Below are 16988 nucleotides of genomic sequence, written 5' to 3'. Positions count from 1 at the left end.
TGCTCGCCGCTCCCCGTCGGGCGGTGAATATCTGGAACCCTACATAACGGATCTTGTGAAAGTCGAGGCGTCGACCGCAAGATTTCCGGCGTACCGGCCCGCCTTCTCCTCTCCGTCACCCGGACGCCCCGTGGAGTTACTGTCGGCGCGTCAATGCTGTTCACGAGTGGACGAGTCCCGATGGTCGGCCCGCTCGAGTCCGAATTGAGTGCGCATTACCCGCGGGTCGAAACCGGATGGGGCGAGATCCTCCCCGTGGCCGGATCCGGTCGTCCGGGATGGCGGATTCCGTTTCCAGTAACGGAATCCGCCCTCGTACGAGAAGGTGCGTCCTGCGCCGTTACTCGAAACGGTCCGTGTCGCCCGCACCGCGGCGAATGATTTCGGCCTCGCCGCCGGAGAAGTCGATGACCGTCGTGGGCCGGGTCCCGCAGTCCCCGGAGTCGAGCACGGCGTCCACCACGTGGTCGAGCCGCTCCTTGATCTCCCAGCCCTGCGTCAGCGGCTCCTCCTCGTCCGGCAGGAGCAGCGTGCTGGACACCAGGGGCTCGCCCAGCTCGGCCAGGAGGGCCTGGGTGACGAGGTGGTCGGGGATCCGGACGCCGACCGTCTTCTTCTTCGGGTGCATGAGCTGGCGGGGCACCTCCGAGGTGGCCTTCAGGATGAAGGTGTACGGGCCGGGTGTCGCCGCCTTGATCGCGCGGAAGACGTCGTTGTCGACCTGTACGAACTGCCCCAGCTGGGCGAAGTTCTGGCACACCAGGGTGAAGTGGTGGCGGTCGTCCAGGTCGCGGATCGTACGGATCCGGGTGAGGCCGTCGCGGTTGCCGAGCCGACACCCCAACGCGAAACACGAGTCCGTCGGATACGCGATGAGCGCGCCCGAACGGATGCTGTCGGCCACGCCGCTGATGGTGCGCCGCTGGGGGTTCTCCGGGTGCACGTCGAAATACTTCGCCATTCGTCGAGCGTACGGGACCGGACCGGCGCCCTCCGCCACCTGCGAACCCCAGAACGGCCTCCCGCGACCCCATAGGGGGTGTCCGGAAACCGCCGTCCGATAGGACGGGGCCGGGCGGACCGTGAGGGGCGGCGGACGGCGTGCTCTGCTCCGTCCGGGTTCTCTTGGCGCGCCCGTTCGGCCCCAGGACCGAGTTTATGATCATCGTTTCGTGCTCCGGTCGTTTTGATGCTGCCATCCGGCGTGTGCGACCTGGGAGGGCTGCGTGGCGAAGTCACGGACTCAAGCGTGGAGTGCGGCGGCTGCCGTGACGGGCGCCCTGCTGGCCGTCGCCGCCGCCCCCGGCCAACCGTCCGCGGGGAACGGCCCCTTGGACCGGACGGCCGCGGGCGCGGCCCGGGACGCGGCGGTCACCCTGCTGGTCGGCCGCGCCGTCGACGGGGAGGACGGCGACCGCGGCCCCGTCGCCGCCGGCTGGTGCGAGGCCGGAGCCTTCCGGGGAGGGCCGTGCGGTGCCTGGCGGGAACAGCGGGTTCTGGCCACCGCCCACGGAGCGGCGTCCCTGCTGCCCGATCCGGCGTTCCGCCGCCCCGAAGCCCTCCCCACGGACGCGGGCGGACCCCTGGAGATCGCCCTGGCCCGCTCGCAGGCCGGCAGCCTCACCGACGTCACCGTCCACGACGGCCACGGCCGCCACCTGGCCGGCGCCCTCGCCCCGGGCGGCGGCCACTGGCGCAACACCGAACCGCTGCGGGCGGGGGAGACCTACACCCTGCGGGTCGGCGCCCAGGACGGGGACGGCACCCCGGTCGGCGTCACCATGGCCTTCCGGACCGCGCCCCCGGTGGCCGACGGGGGCAGGCTCACCGCCGAGTTCGGACCCCGCCCGGGCACGTACGGGGCCGGAGAGATCGTGACGGCCGTTCTGAGCCGCCCGGTCCCCGCCGAGGACGCCGACGCGCGGGCCCGCGTCGAACAGGGCCTCCAGGTCACCTCGGAGCCCCACGTCGAGGGCGCCTGGCACTGGGTCGACGACACCACCCTGCACTTCCGGCCCCGCACCTACTGGCCCGCCCACACCGTGGTCCGCGTCCGCAGCGGCCTCGACGGCGTCGAGCTCGGCGGCCACGGGTACGGAGGCCCCTCCGAGTCCCTGGAGTTCACCGTCGCCGACCGGATCGAGGCCGTCACCGACTCCGCCGCCCACGAGATGACCGTACGCCGCAACGGCCGGGTCATCCGGACCATCCCGGTCACCACCGGCAAGGCGGGCTTCCTGACCCGCAGCGGCATCAAGGTCGTCCTCGGCAAGGAGGCCAAGGTCCGCATGCGCGGGGACACCGTCGGCATCCAGAAGGGCACCAAGGAGTTCTACGACCTCCCCGTCCTCTACGCGACCCGGGTCACCTGGAGCGGCGAGTACGTCCACGCCGCACCCTGGTCGGTCGAGGCGCAGGGCGAGGAGAACGTCAGCCACGGCTGCACCGGCATGTCCACCGAGGACGCCGCCTGGTTCTTCGAGACGGTCCGCGAGGGCGACATCGTCGAGGTGGTCAACAGCGGCGGCGCCCCGATGGCCCCCTTCGACAACGGCTTCGGCGACTGGAACATGGACTGGCGCACCTGGCTGTCGGGCAGCGCCCTGACCCCCGCCGCCGCCCGCCCGGCACCCCCCGCCGCGCACACCCCCTCCCGGCTGCACCCGACGACGTGACCGGCCCGCCGGGAGCGGCCGCGCCCGGCCCGCCCGCCGCTCCACCCGCCACCGGGCCCACCGGCCGGGCCGTCCCGCCGCGCCGGGCGCTGCTGGCCGGCGCGGCCGGGAACTTCGTCGAGTGGTACGAGTTCGGCGTGTACGGCTGCTTCGCCACCGTCATCGCCGACCGCTTCTTCACCCCGGGCACGGCGGGCACGGACCCGGTCGCGCCGCTCCTGGCCGCCTACGCCTCCTTGGCCGTGGCCTTCTTCTTCCGGCCCGCCGGAGCCCTCCTCTTCGGCCGCCTCGCCGACCGGGACGGGCGCCGCCCCGCGCTGGTCCTCGTGATCGCCCTGATGACCCTCGCCACCACCCTGATCGGCCTGCTCCCGGACCGGGCGACGGCGGGCGCCGCCGCCCCCTGGCTGCTCGTCCTGCTGCGCGCGGTGCAAGGCCTGTGCGCCGGAGGGGAGTTCGGCGGCGCGGTGGCCCTGATGACCGAGCACGCGCCCCCGGGCAGACGCGGCCGGTACGGGGCCTGGCAGTCCTTGACCGTCGCCCTGGGCCTGCTCGCCGGAGCCGCGGCCGCCGCCCTGACGGCCTCGCTGCTCCCCCCGGCGGCCCTGTACGGGTGGGGCTGGCGGATCCCGTTCCTGCTGGCCCTCCCGCTCGGCCTGACCGCCCTCGCCCTGCGCACCACCCTCCCCGAACCCCGCCGCCGCACTCCCGCCCCGGAACCCGCCCCGGAACCCGCCGCGGAACCTGCTCCGGCCACCGCGCCTGCCCCGGCCATCGCACCCGCCCCGGCCCCCGTACCAGCCCTGGCCCCCCTACCCGTCCCGGACCCCCCACCCGTCCCGGACCCCGCATCCGCCGTCGACCCCGCACCCGCCCCGAGCATCGGCACGGCGCGGGCCGTGGTGCTCGGTGTCGGGCGGATCATGGGCTGGTCGGCGGCCGGGTACACCTTCCTCGTCGTCCTCCCGTCCTACCTCCAGTCCACCCTCGGCGCGTCCTTCCGGGAGGCACTGATCGCCACCACCCTCGCCAACCTCGGCTTCGCCGCCTCGATCCTCCCCGCCGGCCGGCTCAGCGACCGCGTCGGCCGCCGCCCCGTCATGCTCGCCGGCGCCCTCGCCGTGGCCCTGTGCGCGCTCCCGCTCCTGCACCTCCTGCGGGACCCGGCCACCGCCGCACCCGCCAAGGCGGCCGCCCTGCTCGCCGCGGGCGCCACGGTCGGGCTGCTCGCCGGCCCCGGCCCCGCCATGCTCGCCGAGATGTTCCCCTCCGCCGTGCGCTGCACCGGGCTCGGACTCGCCTACGCCCTCGCCAACGCCGTCTTCTCCGGCTGCGCGGGCCTGATCGTCACCGCCCTGACCGCCGCCACGGGCGACCCCGACGTCCCCGCCTACTACGCCGGCGGCCTCTGCGCCCTCAGTGCCCTCGCCCTGGCCGGCCTGCGCGGCGACGACCACCGGGGACCGCTGCGGTGAGGGTCGTCGGCCTGATGTCCGGCACCTCGTACGACGCCGTCGACGCCGCCGCCGCCGACATCGCCCTCGACGAGGACGGCACCCTGCGCCTGGTCCCGCTCGGCATGGTCAGCGCCCCCTATGAGGACCCCCTGCGGACCGCCCTCGCCGCCGCCCTGCCGCCCGCCCCCACCACCCTGGCCGACGTGTGCCGCCTCGACACCCGCATCGGACAGGCCTTCGCCGCGCTGGCCGTCCGCGCCGACCGCGAACTGTGCGCAGGACGCGCCGAGCTGATGGCCTCGCACGGGCAGACCGTCTTCCACTGGGCGGACGCCGGCCGGGTGCACGGCACCCTGCAGATCGGCAGCCCGGCCTGGATCGCCGAGGCCACCGGCTGCCCCGTCGTCAGCGACTTCCGGCCCCGCGACGTCGCCACCGGCGGCCAGGGCGCCCCGCTGGTCAGCCTCGTCGACCTGATGCTGCTGCGCGGCCGCCCCGGCGTCCCCGCCGCCCTGAACATCGGGGGGATCGCCAACCTCACCGTCCTCCCGCCGACCGGCCCGCCCGTGGCCTTCGACACCGGCCCCGGCAACGCCCTCCTCGACGCCGCCGTACGCGAGCTCACCGCCGGGCGGCTCGACCACGACGCGGACGGCGCCCTCGCCGCCGCCGGCCGGGTCCACGCGCCCCTGCTGCGCCGGCTCCTCGACGAGCCTTACTACCGGCTGCCCGCCCCCAAGACCACCGGCAAGGAGCTCTTCCACCCCGGCCACCTGCGCGCCGCCCTGGCCCCCCACCCCGGCCTCCCGCCGCAGGACGTCCTCGCCACCCTCACCCGGCTCACCGCCCGGACCGTCGCCGACGCCCTGCGGCCCCTGGGCGCCACCGAGGTCATCGCCTCCGGCGGCGGCACCCGCAACCCCGCCCTGATGGCGGCCCTGCGCGGGGAACTGCCCCCGGGCACCGCCCTGCTCACCTCGGACGCGCTCGGTCTGCCCGCCGCCGCGAAGGAGGCGTACGCCTTCGCCGTCCTCGGCTTCCTCACCGTCCACGGCCTCCCCGGCAACGCACCCGACTGCACCGGGGCCCGCGGCCCCCGCGTCCTCGGGTCCCTCACCCCCGGCCGCCGCCCCCTGACGCTCCCGCCCGCGGTCACCCGCCCGCCGGGCGTCCTCATCATCGGGGACCGGCGCGCGGGCGGCGGCCGTGCCGTCAGCGCCGCGGCGGGGTCGGCAGCGTCGTGCCGTCCTGCTGCAGGAGGGTGAGCAGCACCAGCGCGTCCGTCCAGCCCAGCGGCACCACGGCCTTCGGCAGGCCCTGCTCGTCCACCGTCTCGGGCAGCTCGCCGAGCAGGTTGCGCCGCGACAGCACCCAGTCCAGCACCGCGCCGCCCTTGTCCCGCCGGCCCGTGGCCGACCAGGCCAGCGCGAAGAAGGAGGTGCTCGCCGTCCAGGAGACGTTCCCCCACGGCGCGTCGGGGTCGTTCCCCGGGACCAGACCGCCGTTGGGGCGCAGCAGGGCCCGGTAGGTGTCGTCGAGGGCGGCGGGCAGATCGGCGGGGGCGGTGTTGAAGGGCGGAGCCATGAACGCGGCGGCGCTGTCGCGGCCGTGGAGCCCGTCGACGGTGCGCGGGTAGCCGAGCGGTGCGAACCGCTTCGCGATCCCCGCCTCCAGCCGTCCGGCGGCCTGCGCCCACCGCCGCGCGTCCTCCCCCCGCCCGAGGCCGGCCGCCAGGTCGGCCGCGGCGTTCAGCCCCGCCAGCAGGGGAGCGGCCGTACCGATGTTGGCGGTGTCGGTGGACAGTTCCCAGTAGTCGGGGGAGGCCGGCGGCAGCCCCTCCGCGTCCAGGGACCCGGCGGTGTGGTCGGCGGCCCTGGAGATCGCCGGGTAGAGCGCGCGCAGCCGCTCGTCGCGGTCCGCCGGCGGAGCCGCCCGGTACCACTGCCAGGTGGCCCAGGGCACCCAGCCGTTGGCGTCGAGCTGCCAGGTCCGGGTGTCGGGCGGCCCGGAGCCGTCCAGGCGGGTGCGGGCCTCCCAGGTGCCGTCCGCCCGCTGCGTGGCCGCGTTGTACAGCAGGATCCGGTACGCCTCCTCGTCATGGCCGGTGTGCGCGAAGGCGGCCGCGGCGAAGGCCGAGTCACGCGGCCAGGAGAAGTCCCAGAAGGGGGACCAGGCCGCCGCGAAGGCCCCGTTGGAACGCAGCAGGGCCCGCATCGACAGCAGCGCCCGCTCCGCGCCCGCCCGCCGCGCCCCGGCCGAACCCGGGACCACACCGGAGGCCAGCCAGCGCCGGGACTCGGCGATCTGGGCCAGGGCGCCCGGGTCGTCCGCCGCCACGACGCGCGACGCCGCCGCGCCCGACGGGAGGTAGCGCCACCGGCCCGACGGCAGCACCAGCACGTTGCTGCCCTCCACGTAGTGGGCGCCGACCGCGAAGGCCGGGTCGACGGCCTCCACCGCCTTCCCGTCGGTGAGCAGCCCGGCGGTCCGCGCGCGCCGCATCGTGTCCGGTACGTAGCAGGCCTCGGTCTCCCCGCACCGTTCGCCGCCCTCCGGGTTCACGTAGAACGCGAGCCGCCCCTCGTCCTCCTGCCAGCCGCCCAGCTCCTCGTCGTACCGCGAGGCGGCCGGAGCGCCCGGCGGCGCCGCGCGGGTGCCGTGCCAGACGACCGGTCGCCCCCCGGCCGTGGCGGCCTGCGCGAAGAGGTAGTACGTGGCGCCCGGCCGCAGTGCGGCCTCCAGCGGGACCTCCACCCAGCCGGCACCCGGTCCGCCCAGCCCCGAGAGGTCGACCCGGGCGGACGCGACCGCGGAGGCGGGGTCGTCGCGGACGCCGCGGACCTGTACGTCCACCGTCCCCGTCCCGGCACGGCTGCTCAGGTACAGGCTCACCCGGGTCAGCCGGGAGCCGTCGGAGACGAACTCCTGGGCCCCCGCGCGCCCCGTCGTCCCGGACCCCTCGATTCCGTACAGGGCCACGTCGTGAGCCGGTTGCCCGTCGAAGGAGAGGGGCCCGCCCGTGGCGGCCCGCCCGTACGCGGCGGGCGACAGGGTCGCCAGCAGGGCGGTGGCCACCAGAACGGACCGGATACGCATCACGCATGGCCTCCACAGTGATGAAGCGTCATGAAGCAGGTCGCGTCGCGCACTCGGCGCGCCGTTCAGTCAATATGACCCGGCCGGGGCGCCACGGCGTGGACGCTACCGCTCCTGCCGCGCAGGACACCCGCACTGTCGCCCGAACGGCCCAACGGTCCGCGGCCCGGACCCCGTACCCGGCCCGCCCGGACCCCCGCGCCCGGCCCGTGCTCCGCGGCTCCAGCGGAACCGGGCGGGGGCCCCACGGCCGCACGAGCGCGGCACAACCGTGATCGAACATGCTTCCCGCGTCCACAACCGCGTACCCACGCGGCCGGCCGCGCGGCAGGGAGCCGCCGGGCAACCACCCACGGGGGAACAGTGATCACTCGACGGACCGCACTCAGGGCGGGCGTGGCCGCCACCAGCATCGTCGGCACGGGCGGGATGCTGCTGCCGGTCGTGAACGCGGTCGCCACCGAGCCCCCCGCCCCCGCGGCCGAGCTCGACGCCGCGGGCATAGCCAAGTTCACCCAGAGGATGCCGCTCGCCCCGGTCCTCCAGCCGTACCTGACGACGAGCACCACCAGCTACTACCGGATGAACCTGAAGGAGGCTTCGAAGGAGATCGTGCCCGGCCTGACCACCCGGCTGCGCACCTTCAACGGATCCTTCCCCGGCCCCGTCATCAAGGCCGAGTCCGGCCGCCGGGTCGTGGTCCGCCAGACCAACTCCCTCTCCGTCCCCACCTCGATCCACCTGCACGGCGCCCACGTGCCGCAGGACAGCGACGGCTCCCCGATGGACCTCATCGAGCCGGACGGCGGCACCAAGACGTACACCTACCCCAACACCCAGCCGCACGCGAACCTGTGGTTCCACGACCACGCCCACCACATGGAGTCGGAGAACGTCTTCCGCGGCATGACGGGCACCTACGTCCTCACCGACGACATCGAGCGCCGCCTGCGCCTGCCCTCCGGCGCCTACGACGTCCCGGTCTCGCTGCGCGACGCCCGCTTCGCGCAGAACGGCGAACTCATCTACGAGATGGGCGACTTCAAGCACCGCAACGTCATCCTCGCCAACGGAAAGGCCTGGCCGTACTTCGAGGTGGCGGCCCGCAAGTACCGCTTCCGCCTCACCAACACGGCCAACCAGCGGTTCTTCGCCCTCCGCCTCGCCGACGGCTCCGAGATCGTCCAGATCGGCACGGACGGCGGCCTGCTCCCCGCCCCGCACCGCACCGACACCGTCGCGATCAGCCCGGGCGAGCGCGCCGACGTCGTCATCGACTTCTCCCGCTACCCGGTCGGCACCACCGTCGAACTGGTCAACAAGGACGTCGCCCCCTTCGAATCGGCCGACGTGGTCGGCAAGGTGATCCAGTTCCGGGTCACCCGCACCGCACGGGACGAGAGCGTCGTCCCGGACACCCTGCGCACCCTCCCGCCGCTGCCCGCCGCGAGCGTCAACCGCAGCTTCGACATGAAGATGGACGAGACCGGCAGCCCGGGCAGCCAGGCGTACATCAACGGCAAGACGTACGACATGGACCGGATCGACACCGAGATCGCCTACGGTGCCACCGAGATCTGGACCGTGAAGAACTCCAACCAGTTCGCCCCGCACAACTTCCACATGCACCTCGTGCAGTTCAGGGTGCTGGAGCGGAACGGGCAGCCGGTCACCGCCGGCTCCGAGACGGGCCTGAAGGACACCGTCCCGCTCAAGCCGGGCGAAACGGTGAAGCTCCAGGCCACCTTCACCGGCTACCGTGGCACCTACGTCTACCACTGCCACCTGTTCGACCACGGGGCCATGGGCATGATGGCGAACATGCGCATCTCCTGACGCACCACGGATCCCTCGCCCCGGCGGACGTACGGCCCGCCGGGGCGAGGCCGTTGCCGGAACCCGGTCTTGATCGTTTGGCTGCCTGACGGGCAGTCGGACGGACGGCGAGACACGGAACGGGTGGTCGGGGTGCGGGTGGCGCGCAGGACGGTCCTACGGGCGGGCTCGGCGGGAGCGCTGGCGGCGCTGGTCGGCCGCCCGCCGGCCGCGGCGGCCACGGGCCCGGCCGGCCCCGACCCCACCGGCGCGGACCCGGCCCCCGCGACCGCGACCGCTCCGGCCGCCGCCGGCGCGGTCGCGGCCGGGGAGACCGCCCGGATCCGCCTCACCCGCGCGACCAACGGCGCCGCCACCGCCACCGGGGAGCGCGTCGTCGCCGAGGTACAGGGAGTCCTGTGGTCGCTGCCCCCCGACGGCGCCCCCGCCACCCGCCTCACCCCGCCCGACCTGGAGCCCGGCCGCCCGGTGTTCTCCCCGGACGGCCACCGGATCGCCATGAGCGCCTACCGGGGCGGCGCCTTCCACATCTGGGTGATGGACGCCGACGGATCCGGCCTGCGCAGGCTCACCGACGGCCCCTTCGACCACCGTGCGCCCGCCTGGTCGCCCGACGGCCGCCGCCTCGCCTTCTGCTCCGAACGCGGCGGGGACCCCGTCACCGGCGCCCCGTACCGGATCTGGACCGTCCCCCTCACGGGCGGCCGCCCCGTCCCCCTCACCGGTCTCCCCGGGCAGCCGGGCCCCGGACAGGAGGGCGCCTGGGAGGACTTCGACCCCGTGTGGACCCCGGACGGCGCCCGCGTGCTCTTCGTCCGCGCCACCGTCGACGGGGAGACCCTGACCGCCCGCACCCTCGCCTCCGTCGCCGCCGACGGACGGGGCCCCGTACGCGCCGACCACACCGTCGCCGACGGCAGCCTGCTGACCCCCGCCGTCTCGCCGGGCGGCCGCACCGCCTGGCTGTCCGCCGCCCCCGGACCCCGCAAGGCCCAGTTCCTCACCCTGCACGCCGACGGCCGCCCCGTCCCCCTCGACGGAGACCTCGCCCCCGCGCCCCCGCGCTGGATCGGCGACGACCACCTCCTCGTCACCCTCGACGGCCGCTTCCGGGTGATCCGCCCGCACCACGACACCACCGGCCGCGAGATCCCCCTCGACGCCACCCTCGAAGTGCCCCGCCCCCGCTACCGCGTCAAGGAGTACGCGCTGGAGGCCGAGCCCGGACGCCCCGTACGCGCGGTCCACCTGCCCAGCCTCTCGCCCGACGGCCGCACCGTCGCCCTCGTCGCCCTGAACGCCCTGTGGACCGTGCCCGTCGCCGGGGGAGCCCCGCGCAGGATCGCCCAGGCCCCCGCGACCGCCTACCTCCAGGGACCGGTGTGGACCCCCGACGGCCGGGCGCTGATCTACACCGACGACCGCGACGGACTCAACACCGTACGGCGCCGCGAACTCGCCGGCGGCCACGAGAGCGTCCTCGCCGCAGGCGGCCGCGTCTACGGCTCGCTCTCCCCGGACGGCACCCGCCTCGCCTGCCTCGACCTCGCCGGACGCCTCCTCGTCCGCGACCTCGCCACCGCCGCCGAAACCCCCCTCGTGGCGGCCCTCGGCGGCGGCGGACTGCCGAGCCCGCCCAGCTGGTCGCCCGACGGCCGCCACATCGCCCTCTGCGACCGCAACCGGATCAGCCACCGCTTCCGCGAGGGCCACAACCTCATCCGGATCGTCGACACCACCACCGGCGCCGCCCGCCTGCACGCCCTCGCCCCGCACGCCTCCCTCTCCGACGGCTACGCGAGCGGCCCCGTCTGGTCGCCCGACGGCCGCTTCCTCGCCTGCGTCTGCGAATCCGCCCTGTGGCTGCTGCCCGTCACCCCCGACGGAACCCCCACCGGACCCGCCCGCCGCCTCACCGACGAGAGCGCCGACCACCCCTCCTGGGCCGCCGACTCCCGCACCCTGCTCTACCAGTCGGGCGACCGGCTGCGCCTGCTCACCCTCGACGCCGACGGCGCCCCCGCCCGGCCGCCCCGCACCGTCCCGGTCGCCCTGACCCACCGCCGCCCCGCCCCCGTCGACACCGTCGTGCACGCCGGCCTGCTCTGGGACGGCACCGGAGCCCCGCCCCGCGCCGACGTCGACGTCCTGATCAGCGGCGGGCGCGTCACCGCCGTCGAAGCGCACCGGCCCGGCCGCCGCGCGGCCCGCACCGTCGACGCCTCCGGGGACACCGTCCTGCCGGGGCTGTGGGACGCCCACGTCCACCCGTACCCGTACACCTACGGCGCCCGCCAGGGCCTCCTGCACCTCGCCTACGGCGTCACCACCACCGTCTCCCTCGGCGGCTCCGCCCACGAACAGGCCCGCCTGCGCGACGACATCCACGCCGGCCGGCTCACCGCCCCCCGCCTGCTGGCGGGCGGCGAACTCCTCGACGGCTCCCGCGTCGCCTACAGCATGGGCCGCGCCCACCGCACCGCCGAGGGCCTCGCCCGCTCCCTGGCCCGGGCGCAGGCACTGGACTGGGACTTCGTCAAAACCTACGTCCGCGCCCCCTACGCCTTCATGGAGCAGGCCGCCCGCTTCGCGCACGAGCGGCTCGGCGTCCTGGCCGGCTCCCACCTGTGCGCCCAGGGCATCGCCTCCGGCCAGGACCTCACCACCCACCTCGTCGCCACCGAACGCGCCGAACACGGCCACGGCGCCACCCCGGCCGGCCACACCTACGAGGACACCCTCGCGCTCTACACCCACGGCGGCTTCGACCTCATCGCCACCCCCTTCGCGGCCCTGCCGCTGATCGGCGCCGACCCGTCCCTCGCCGACGACCCCCGCGTCACCGCCCTGATGCCCCCCTGGGACGCGAGCGCCGTCCGGGCCGCCGCCGCCCTGCCACCCACCGCCGAACAACTCACCGCCCTGGAACGGGAGACCGACGTCTACCGGCGGGTCCTCGCGGGCGGCGGCCGCATCGCCCTCGGCACCGACGCACCCCTCACCCCGGTCGGCCTGCACCTCCACCTCGCCCTGCGCGCCCTGCACCGGTACGGCTTCTCCCCGGCCGAGGCCCTCACCACCGCCACCCGCACCCCGGCCCGCGTCTTCGGCGTCGCCGACCACCTCGGCACCGTGGAACCGGGCAGGCTCGCCGACCTCACCCTCGTCGACGGCGACCCCTTCACCGACTTCGCCGACCTCGTCCGCGTCCGGGCGGCCGTGCGCGCCGGAACCCTCCACGAACGCGCCGCACTCGAAGCCGCCCACCCCCGGAGCACCGGGCCCGGCCCCGACTGGCAGCCGGTCCTGCGCCAGATGCTCGGGGACGGCTGCTGCACCCACCGGCCCCACGGCCACCACGCCTGACCGGCAAGGGGGGTTATCCCCACCCCGGGGCGACCGGGCTGCCGGATGGGGGCCGGGGCCGCGGACCACGAGGCTTGCCCCATGACGAATTCCAGGAACCGCAGGAACAAGGCCCTCCTCCTCGCCCTCTGCGCCGCCACCGCCGCCACCACCCTGAGCGCCGTCGTCCCGGCGGCGGCCACGGCGCCCGGAGCGGGAGCGCCGCTTCCCCGGCTCGCCTGGCACCCCTGCGCGAAGCCCGGCGGCCCCGCCACCCAGGAGTGCGCCGACCTGCCCGTCCCCCTCGACTACGCGAACCCGGCCGGCCCGCAGATCACCGTCGCCGTCTCCCGCGTCCGCAGCGAGCGCCCCGCGGCCCGCCGCGGCACCCTGGTCGTCATCCCCGGAGGCCCCGGCGGCTCGGGCGTCCAGCGCCTCACGCAGAAGGGCGCCGCGCTCCAGAAGCAGCTCGCCGGCGCCTACGACCTCGTCGCCTTCGACCCCCGCGGCGTCGGCGGCAGCACCACCGCCTCCTGCGGCCTGGCCCCCGGCGACCGCTACCTCACCAGCCTGCGCGCCTGGCCCGCCCCGAACGGCGACATCTCCGAGAACATCACCCGCTCCGAGCGCGTCGCCGAGGCCTGCGCCCGCAACGGCGGCCCCGTACTGCGCAGTTTCACCACCGCCAACGAGGTCGCCGACATGGACCGGCTCCGCGAGGTCCTCGGCGAACGCAAGATCTCCGCCTGGGGCGTCTCGTACGGGACCTACGTCGGCGCCGTGTACGCGCAGAAGCACCCGGAGCGCACCGACCGCTGGGTCCTGGACAGCAGCGGCGACCCCGACCCCACCCGCCTCGCCCGGGGCTGGCTGGCCAACATGGGCCAGGGCGCCGACGACCGCTTCCCCGACTTCGCCGCCTGGGCGGCCCACCCCGACCGGGACCGCGACGGCCTGCGGCTGGCCGCCGACCCCCGGGACGTGGAGCCGCAACTGCTCGCCCTCGCCGCTTCCCTGGACCGCGTGCCGCGGCCGTCGACCACCCCGGGCGTGCCCCTGACCGGCAACGGCCTGCGCCAGGCCGTGCAGAACGCCCTGTACGGAGACTCCGCCTTCCCCGCCCTCGCCAAGCTCCTCGTCTCCCTGCGGGACCCGGCGGCCACTCCCGTCCTCCCGCCGGAGCTGGCCCAGCCGCTGCGCGACGAGGACGCCGCCCAGCTGGTCGCCGTGCTCTGCAACGACGTGGCCTGGCCGCGCGAGGGCGCCGCCGCGGGCCAGCGCGCCGTGGACGAGGACCGCGCCCGCCACCCCCTCACCGCCGGCATGCCCGTCAACGTGCTGCCCTGCGCGTACTGGAAGGACGCCCCGGAGCAGAAGCCGACCCGGATCACCGCGAACGGACCGTCCGACATCCTGATGGTGCAGAGCCGCCGGGACCCCTCCACGCCCCACTCCAAGGGCCTGAAGATGCGCGAGGCCCTGGGGGACCGGGCGGTCCTCGTCACCGTCGAGCAGGGCGGCCACGGCCTCTACCTCGGCAACGGCAACGCCTGTACGGACCGCACCGTCACCACCTTCCTCACCACCGGCCGCCGCCCGGCGCACGACACCGACTGCGCCAACTGAGGCCCGCCGGGCCGCCCGCCCCGGGCGCGCCCGCGCGGGTGACCGGGTCGTGCCGCCCGGGGCCACGGGCGGCGGAACCCGAGCGAGTCACCCCCGCCGACGGGCCGGCGGTGGTTGACTGACGGTCATGCCGCTCGATTCCTACGGCGTGCTGTCAGGGACGCTGCACAGCCACTTCCGCGACCAGCCCGACACCCAGGGGCACTGGTTCCACGTCAACCTGGAGGTCGACGCGCCCGCCGGGCGCTACCGGTGCGCCGTCGACGTGGACAGCAAGGAGTCGGCCACCGGCGTCCAGTGGAAGACCTTCACCCTGTCCGCCTCGCAGCTCGACCCGCTGCCCGCCATGGCCGCCGGCTACCACGACCTGTCGATGTCGTCCGGCTCGGGCGCCGTCGACTACCTGCGCCACCCGGCCCTGGTGGACCGCCCCGGCTGCCTCTTCGTCCGCCACCCGCCCGCGTGGATCCAGCGCCTGCTGGACCGGCTGCACCCGCCCCGCCCATGGATCTCCGGCTCCAACCTGGACGCCGCGGGGGCCCTGGAACCGATCCTCGTTCCCGGCCGGCCGATCCTGATCCTCGGCGAGCCCTTCGACCACGGCGGCCTGGGCATGCACAACATCCACCAGAACCAGGGCGACCCCTACGGCAGCCAGTGGTGGCCCGACAACGGCACCTGGCAGGACGGGGCCACCTTCACCCGCCGCCCCGACGGCCTCTACGACGTCTTCCTCAACAAGTTCACCAGCCAGGCCGACCACACCGGCCCGGACGGCCATCCCCTTTAGCAGGCCCTGGCGACGGCCCTCGGGGACGGCCGCCCGGTGGCACCGGACGCGGTCGTCAGTTGGCGGCGTAGACGCGCACCGCGAACTCCGCGATGTCCGCGTCGGAGAGGTTCTTCGCGAGATTGGCCTCGGTGATCATGCCCACGAGCCGATGGCCCCCGGCCATGTCGATCACCGGCAGCCGCTTGATCTGGTGGACCTCCATGGTGTCCAGGGCCTCCTGGGCGGTGGTCTCGCCGTCCACCCAGTGCAGGACCCCGCCCAGCTCACCGGCACTGACCCCGGCGGGCTCCCGGCCCTCGGCGCAGCACTTCACGACGATGTCGCGGTCGGTGATCATTCCCTGGAGGCGCCCGTCGTTCCCGCAGATGGGCAGGGCGCCGACGTTCAGGTCGCGCATCATGCGCGACGCGTCCAGCAGGGACTGGTCCTCCCGTACGCACTGCACGTCCCCGGTCATGATGTCCCGGGCCCGCAGGTTCCTGGTCATGGTTCCTCCTCTGGGTCGGTGACTGCGTGCCTTCCTCCCGTTGCCCCTCCTCTACGAGCACAGCACGGATGGGCCGCCGGGGCGCGCCGGGGCGGGACGGCGATCCCCTGACCCCTTTTGTTGACTGCTCGTTCCAGAATCTTCTATGATCTTGGGCATGGCCAGGACCAAGGAATTCGATCCGGACGCCGTGCTGCAGTCGGCCCTCGAGCTGTTCTGGCGGCGCGGCTACGAGGCGACGTCGGTGGCCGACCTCGTCGAGTGCCTCGGCATCGGCCGCGCGAGCATCTACGCGACCTTCGGCAGCAAGCACGAGCTCTACCTGAAGGCGCTCGACCGCTACGCCGAATCCCGTGACCTGCTGCTCCTCGCGGAGCTGTCGCGGCCGGGGCCCGCACTGCCCGCGGTCAGGGCGGTGGTGCGCCGCTTCGCCGCCGAGGCCGGCGCGCCGCAGGAGCGGCTGAACGGCTGCTTCGTCACCAACACCGCCGCCGAACTGGCCTCGCGCGACACGGCCGCGGCCCGCCGGGTCGAGGCGGGCTGGGACCGCCTGGAAACCCTGCTCCACTCCGCCCTCGTACGGGCCCAGGGGCAGGGCGAGCTGGCCCCGGACCGCGATCCCAGAGCGCTGGCCCGCATGCTGCTGGTGCTGCTCCAGGGAGTACGGGTCGTGGGCAAGGCCTGCGCGGACCCCGCCAGGGTGCGGGACGCGGCCGAGCAGGCCCTGACCCTGCTGGACTGAAGACCACGCGGAAGGGGAGCCTTCGGGCTCCCCTTCCGCAGCGCCGAATTCTGAACCGATCAGTTAAATATGGGGCGGGTGCCCCTCCCTCGAAGGAGTCATCGACATGCAGCACCGCTTCACCGGCAAGACCGTCCTGGTGACCGGCGCGGGCTCCGGCCTCGGCCGGGCGATCGCCCTCGCCTTCGCCGCCGAGGGTGCGTCCGTGGTCGCCGCCGGACGCACCGCGGCCCCGCTGGAGGAGACGGTCGCCCTCATCGGGGCGGCCGGCGGCGCCGCGGCCGCCGTCACCGCGGACGTCACCGACTCCGACAGCCTGCGCGAGCTCGTCCGGGCGAGCGTCACCCGCTTCGGCGGCCTGGACGTCGCCGTCAACAACGCGGGGATACTGCGGGGTGGCGGCCCCGTCGCCGACGTGGACGAGGAGGACTGGGACGCCGTGCTGCGCACCAACGTCACCGGCGTCTGGCTGGCGATGAAGCACGAGATCGCGCACATGAGGGAGAACGGCGGCGGCGCCATCGTCAACATCTCCTCCAACCTCGGCGCCCACCTGCGCATCCCCGGCGCCGCCGCGTACATCACCTCGAAGGCCGCCGTCTCCGCCCTCACCCGCGCCGCAGCCCTCGACCACGTCCAGGAGGGCGTCCGCATCAACGCCGTCAGCCCGGGTGCCTCCGTCGCGCCCATGTCCTTGCTGCCGGGCGAGACGGAGGCGGAGCGCACCGAGCGGATGAAGACGCAGACCCCGCTCGGGCGGGCCGCGGAGGCCGAGGAGGTGGCCGCGGCCGTCCTCTACCTCGCCTCGCCGGCCGCCGGCGCGGTCGTCGGCTCCGACCTCGTCGTGGACAGCGGCTCCTCGGCCTGAGGCTCCGGGACGGGGCGGACGGGCCCGGTGCGCCGTGCGCGCCGGGCCCGTGCCGGATCAGCC

At 75.0% G+C, this 16988-nt stretch carries 12 protein-coding genes; 9 read left to right on the top strand and 3 right to left on the bottom strand.

The window, feature by feature from the left end; genetic code table 11:
• Window positions 1-340: 340 nt before the first annotated feature.
• Window positions 341-961: an L-threonylcarbamoyladenylate synthase gene (locus ABZW32_RS24035; protein ID WP_266846185.1), complete on the bottom strand. Its 621-nt coding sequence runs from the start codon at window positions 959-961 to the stop codon at window positions 341-343.
• A 307-nt stretch (window positions 962-1268) separates the two neighbouring features.
• Between ABZW32_RS24035 and ABZW32_RS24030 the strand changes: the two genes are divergently transcribed.
• The 3 genes from ABZW32_RS24030 (at window position 1269) to ABZW32_RS24020 (ending at window position 5397) form a co-directional block, all read left to right on the top strand.
• The gene (locus ABZW32_RS24030) at window positions 1269-2675 is read left to right on the top strand and encodes an Ig-like domain-containing protein (RefSeq protein ID WP_356219078.1); all 1407 of its coding nucleotides are present in this window, start codon (window positions 1269-1271) and stop codon (window positions 2673-2675) included.
• An 89-nt stretch (window positions 2676-2764) separates the two neighbouring features.
• Entirely contained in the window at window positions 2765-4150 is a 1386-nt protein-coding gene (locus ABZW32_RS24025; RefSeq protein ID WP_356219113.1) for an MFS transporter, read from the top strand.
• Complete coding sequence (locus ABZW32_RS24020) at window positions 4147-5397, top strand: anhydro-N-acetylmuramic acid kinase (RefSeq protein WP_356219075.1); 1251 nt, start codon at window positions 4147-4149, stop codon at window positions 5395-5397. The genes ABZW32_RS24025 and ABZW32_RS24020 overlap by 4 nt, the downstream gene beginning before the upstream one ends.
• On the opposite strand, the gene ABZW32_RS24015 is transcribed toward ABZW32_RS24020, so the two are convergent.
• Window positions 5345-7231: a hypothetical protein gene (locus tag ABZW32_RS24015; protein ID WP_356219072.1), complete on the bottom strand. Its 1887-nt coding sequence runs from the start codon at window positions 7229-7231 to the stop codon at window positions 5345-5347. The two genes, ABZW32_RS24020 and ABZW32_RS24015, sit on opposite strands and share 53 nt — an antisense overlap.
• A 393-nt stretch (window positions 7232-7624) precedes the next feature.
• On the opposite strand from ABZW32_RS24015, the gene ABZW32_RS24010 reads away from it, so the two are divergent.
• The 4 genes from ABZW32_RS24010 (at window position 7625) to ABZW32_RS23995 (ending at window position 14825) form a co-directional block, all read left to right on the top strand.
• Complete coding sequence (locus ABZW32_RS24010; protein ID WP_356219070.1) at window positions 7625-9064, top strand: multicopper oxidase domain-containing protein; 1440 nt, start codon at window positions 7625-7627, stop codon at window positions 9062-9064.
• A gap of 321 nt (window positions 9065-9385) precedes the next feature.
• Complete coding sequence (locus ABZW32_RS24005) at window positions 9386-12430, top strand: amidohydrolase family protein (RefSeq protein WP_356219110.1); 3045 nt, start codon at window positions 9386-9388, stop codon at window positions 12428-12430.
• Window positions 12431-12511: 81 nt separating this feature from the next.
• A complete protein-coding gene (locus ABZW32_RS24000; protein ID WP_356219067.1) occupies window positions 12512-14035 on the top strand; it encodes an alpha/beta hydrolase in 1524 nt (507 codons plus the stop codon).
• Window positions 14036-14162: 127 nt separating this feature from the next.
• The gene (locus ABZW32_RS23995; RefSeq protein ID WP_356219065.1) at window positions 14163-14825 is read left to right on the top strand and encodes a DUF2278 family protein; all 663 of its coding nucleotides are present in this window, start codon (window positions 14163-14165) and stop codon (window positions 14823-14825) included.
• A gap of 55 nt (window positions 14826-14880) precedes the next feature.
• On the opposite strand, the gene ABZW32_RS23990 is transcribed toward ABZW32_RS23995, so the two are convergent.
• The gene (locus ABZW32_RS23990) at window positions 14881-15315 is read right to left on the bottom strand and encodes a CBS domain-containing protein (protein ID WP_356219062.1); all 435 of its coding nucleotides are present in this window, start codon (window positions 15313-15315) and stop codon (window positions 14881-14883) included.
• A gap of 157 nt (window positions 15316-15472) precedes the next feature.
• On the opposite strand from ABZW32_RS23990, the gene ABZW32_RS23985 reads away from it, so the two are divergent.
• Window positions 15473-16057, top strand: a complete 585-nt coding sequence (locus ABZW32_RS23985; protein WP_356219060.1) for a TetR family transcriptional regulator — start codon at window positions 15473-15475, stop codon at window positions 16055-16057.
• Between the two features lie 106 nt (window positions 16058-16163).
• Window positions 16164-16925 carry a glucose 1-dehydrogenase gene (locus ABZW32_RS23980; protein WP_356219057.1) on the top strand — a complete coding sequence of 254 codons (762 nt, stop codon included), beginning with the start codon at window positions 16164-16166 and terminating at the stop codon, window positions 16923-16925.
• The last annotated feature ends 63 nt before the right edge of the window (window positions 16926-16988 follow it).

The organism is Streptomyces sp. NPDC004667, assembly GCF_040609475.1.
GTDB lineage: Bacteria > Actinomycetota > Actinomycetes > Streptomycetales > Streptomycetaceae > Streptomyces.
Note: the sequence above shows the minus strand (reverse complement) of the source record. Positions and strands in the feature narration are given on the sequence as shown.

Excerpts from the sequence above, each read along its gene's own strand:
- ABZW32_RS24035 (WP_266846185.1), bottom strand. The coding sequence starts at position 961 with ATGGCGAAGTATTTCGACGTGCACCCGGAGAACCCCCAGCGGCGCACC.
- ABZW32_RS23985 (WP_356219060.1), top strand. The coding sequence starts at position 15,473 with ATGGCCAGGACCAAGGAATTCGATCCGGACGCCGTGCTGCAGTCGGCC.
- ABZW32_RS24000 (WP_356219067.1), top strand. The coding sequence starts at position 12,512 with ATGACGAATTCCAGGAACCGCAGGAACAAGGCCCTCCTCCTCGCCCTC.
- ABZW32_RS23980 (WP_356219057.1), top strand. The coding sequence starts at position 16,164 with ATGCAGCACCGCTTCACCGGCAAGACCGTCCTGGTGACCGGCGCGGGC.
- ABZW32_RS23990 (WP_356219062.1), bottom strand. The coding sequence starts at position 15,315 with ATGACCAGGAACCTGCGGGCCCGGGACATCATGACCGGGGACGTGCAG.
- ABZW32_RS23995 (WP_356219065.1), top strand. The coding sequence starts at position 14,163 with ATGCCGCTCGATTCCTACGGCGTGCTGTCAGGGACGCTGCACAGCCAC.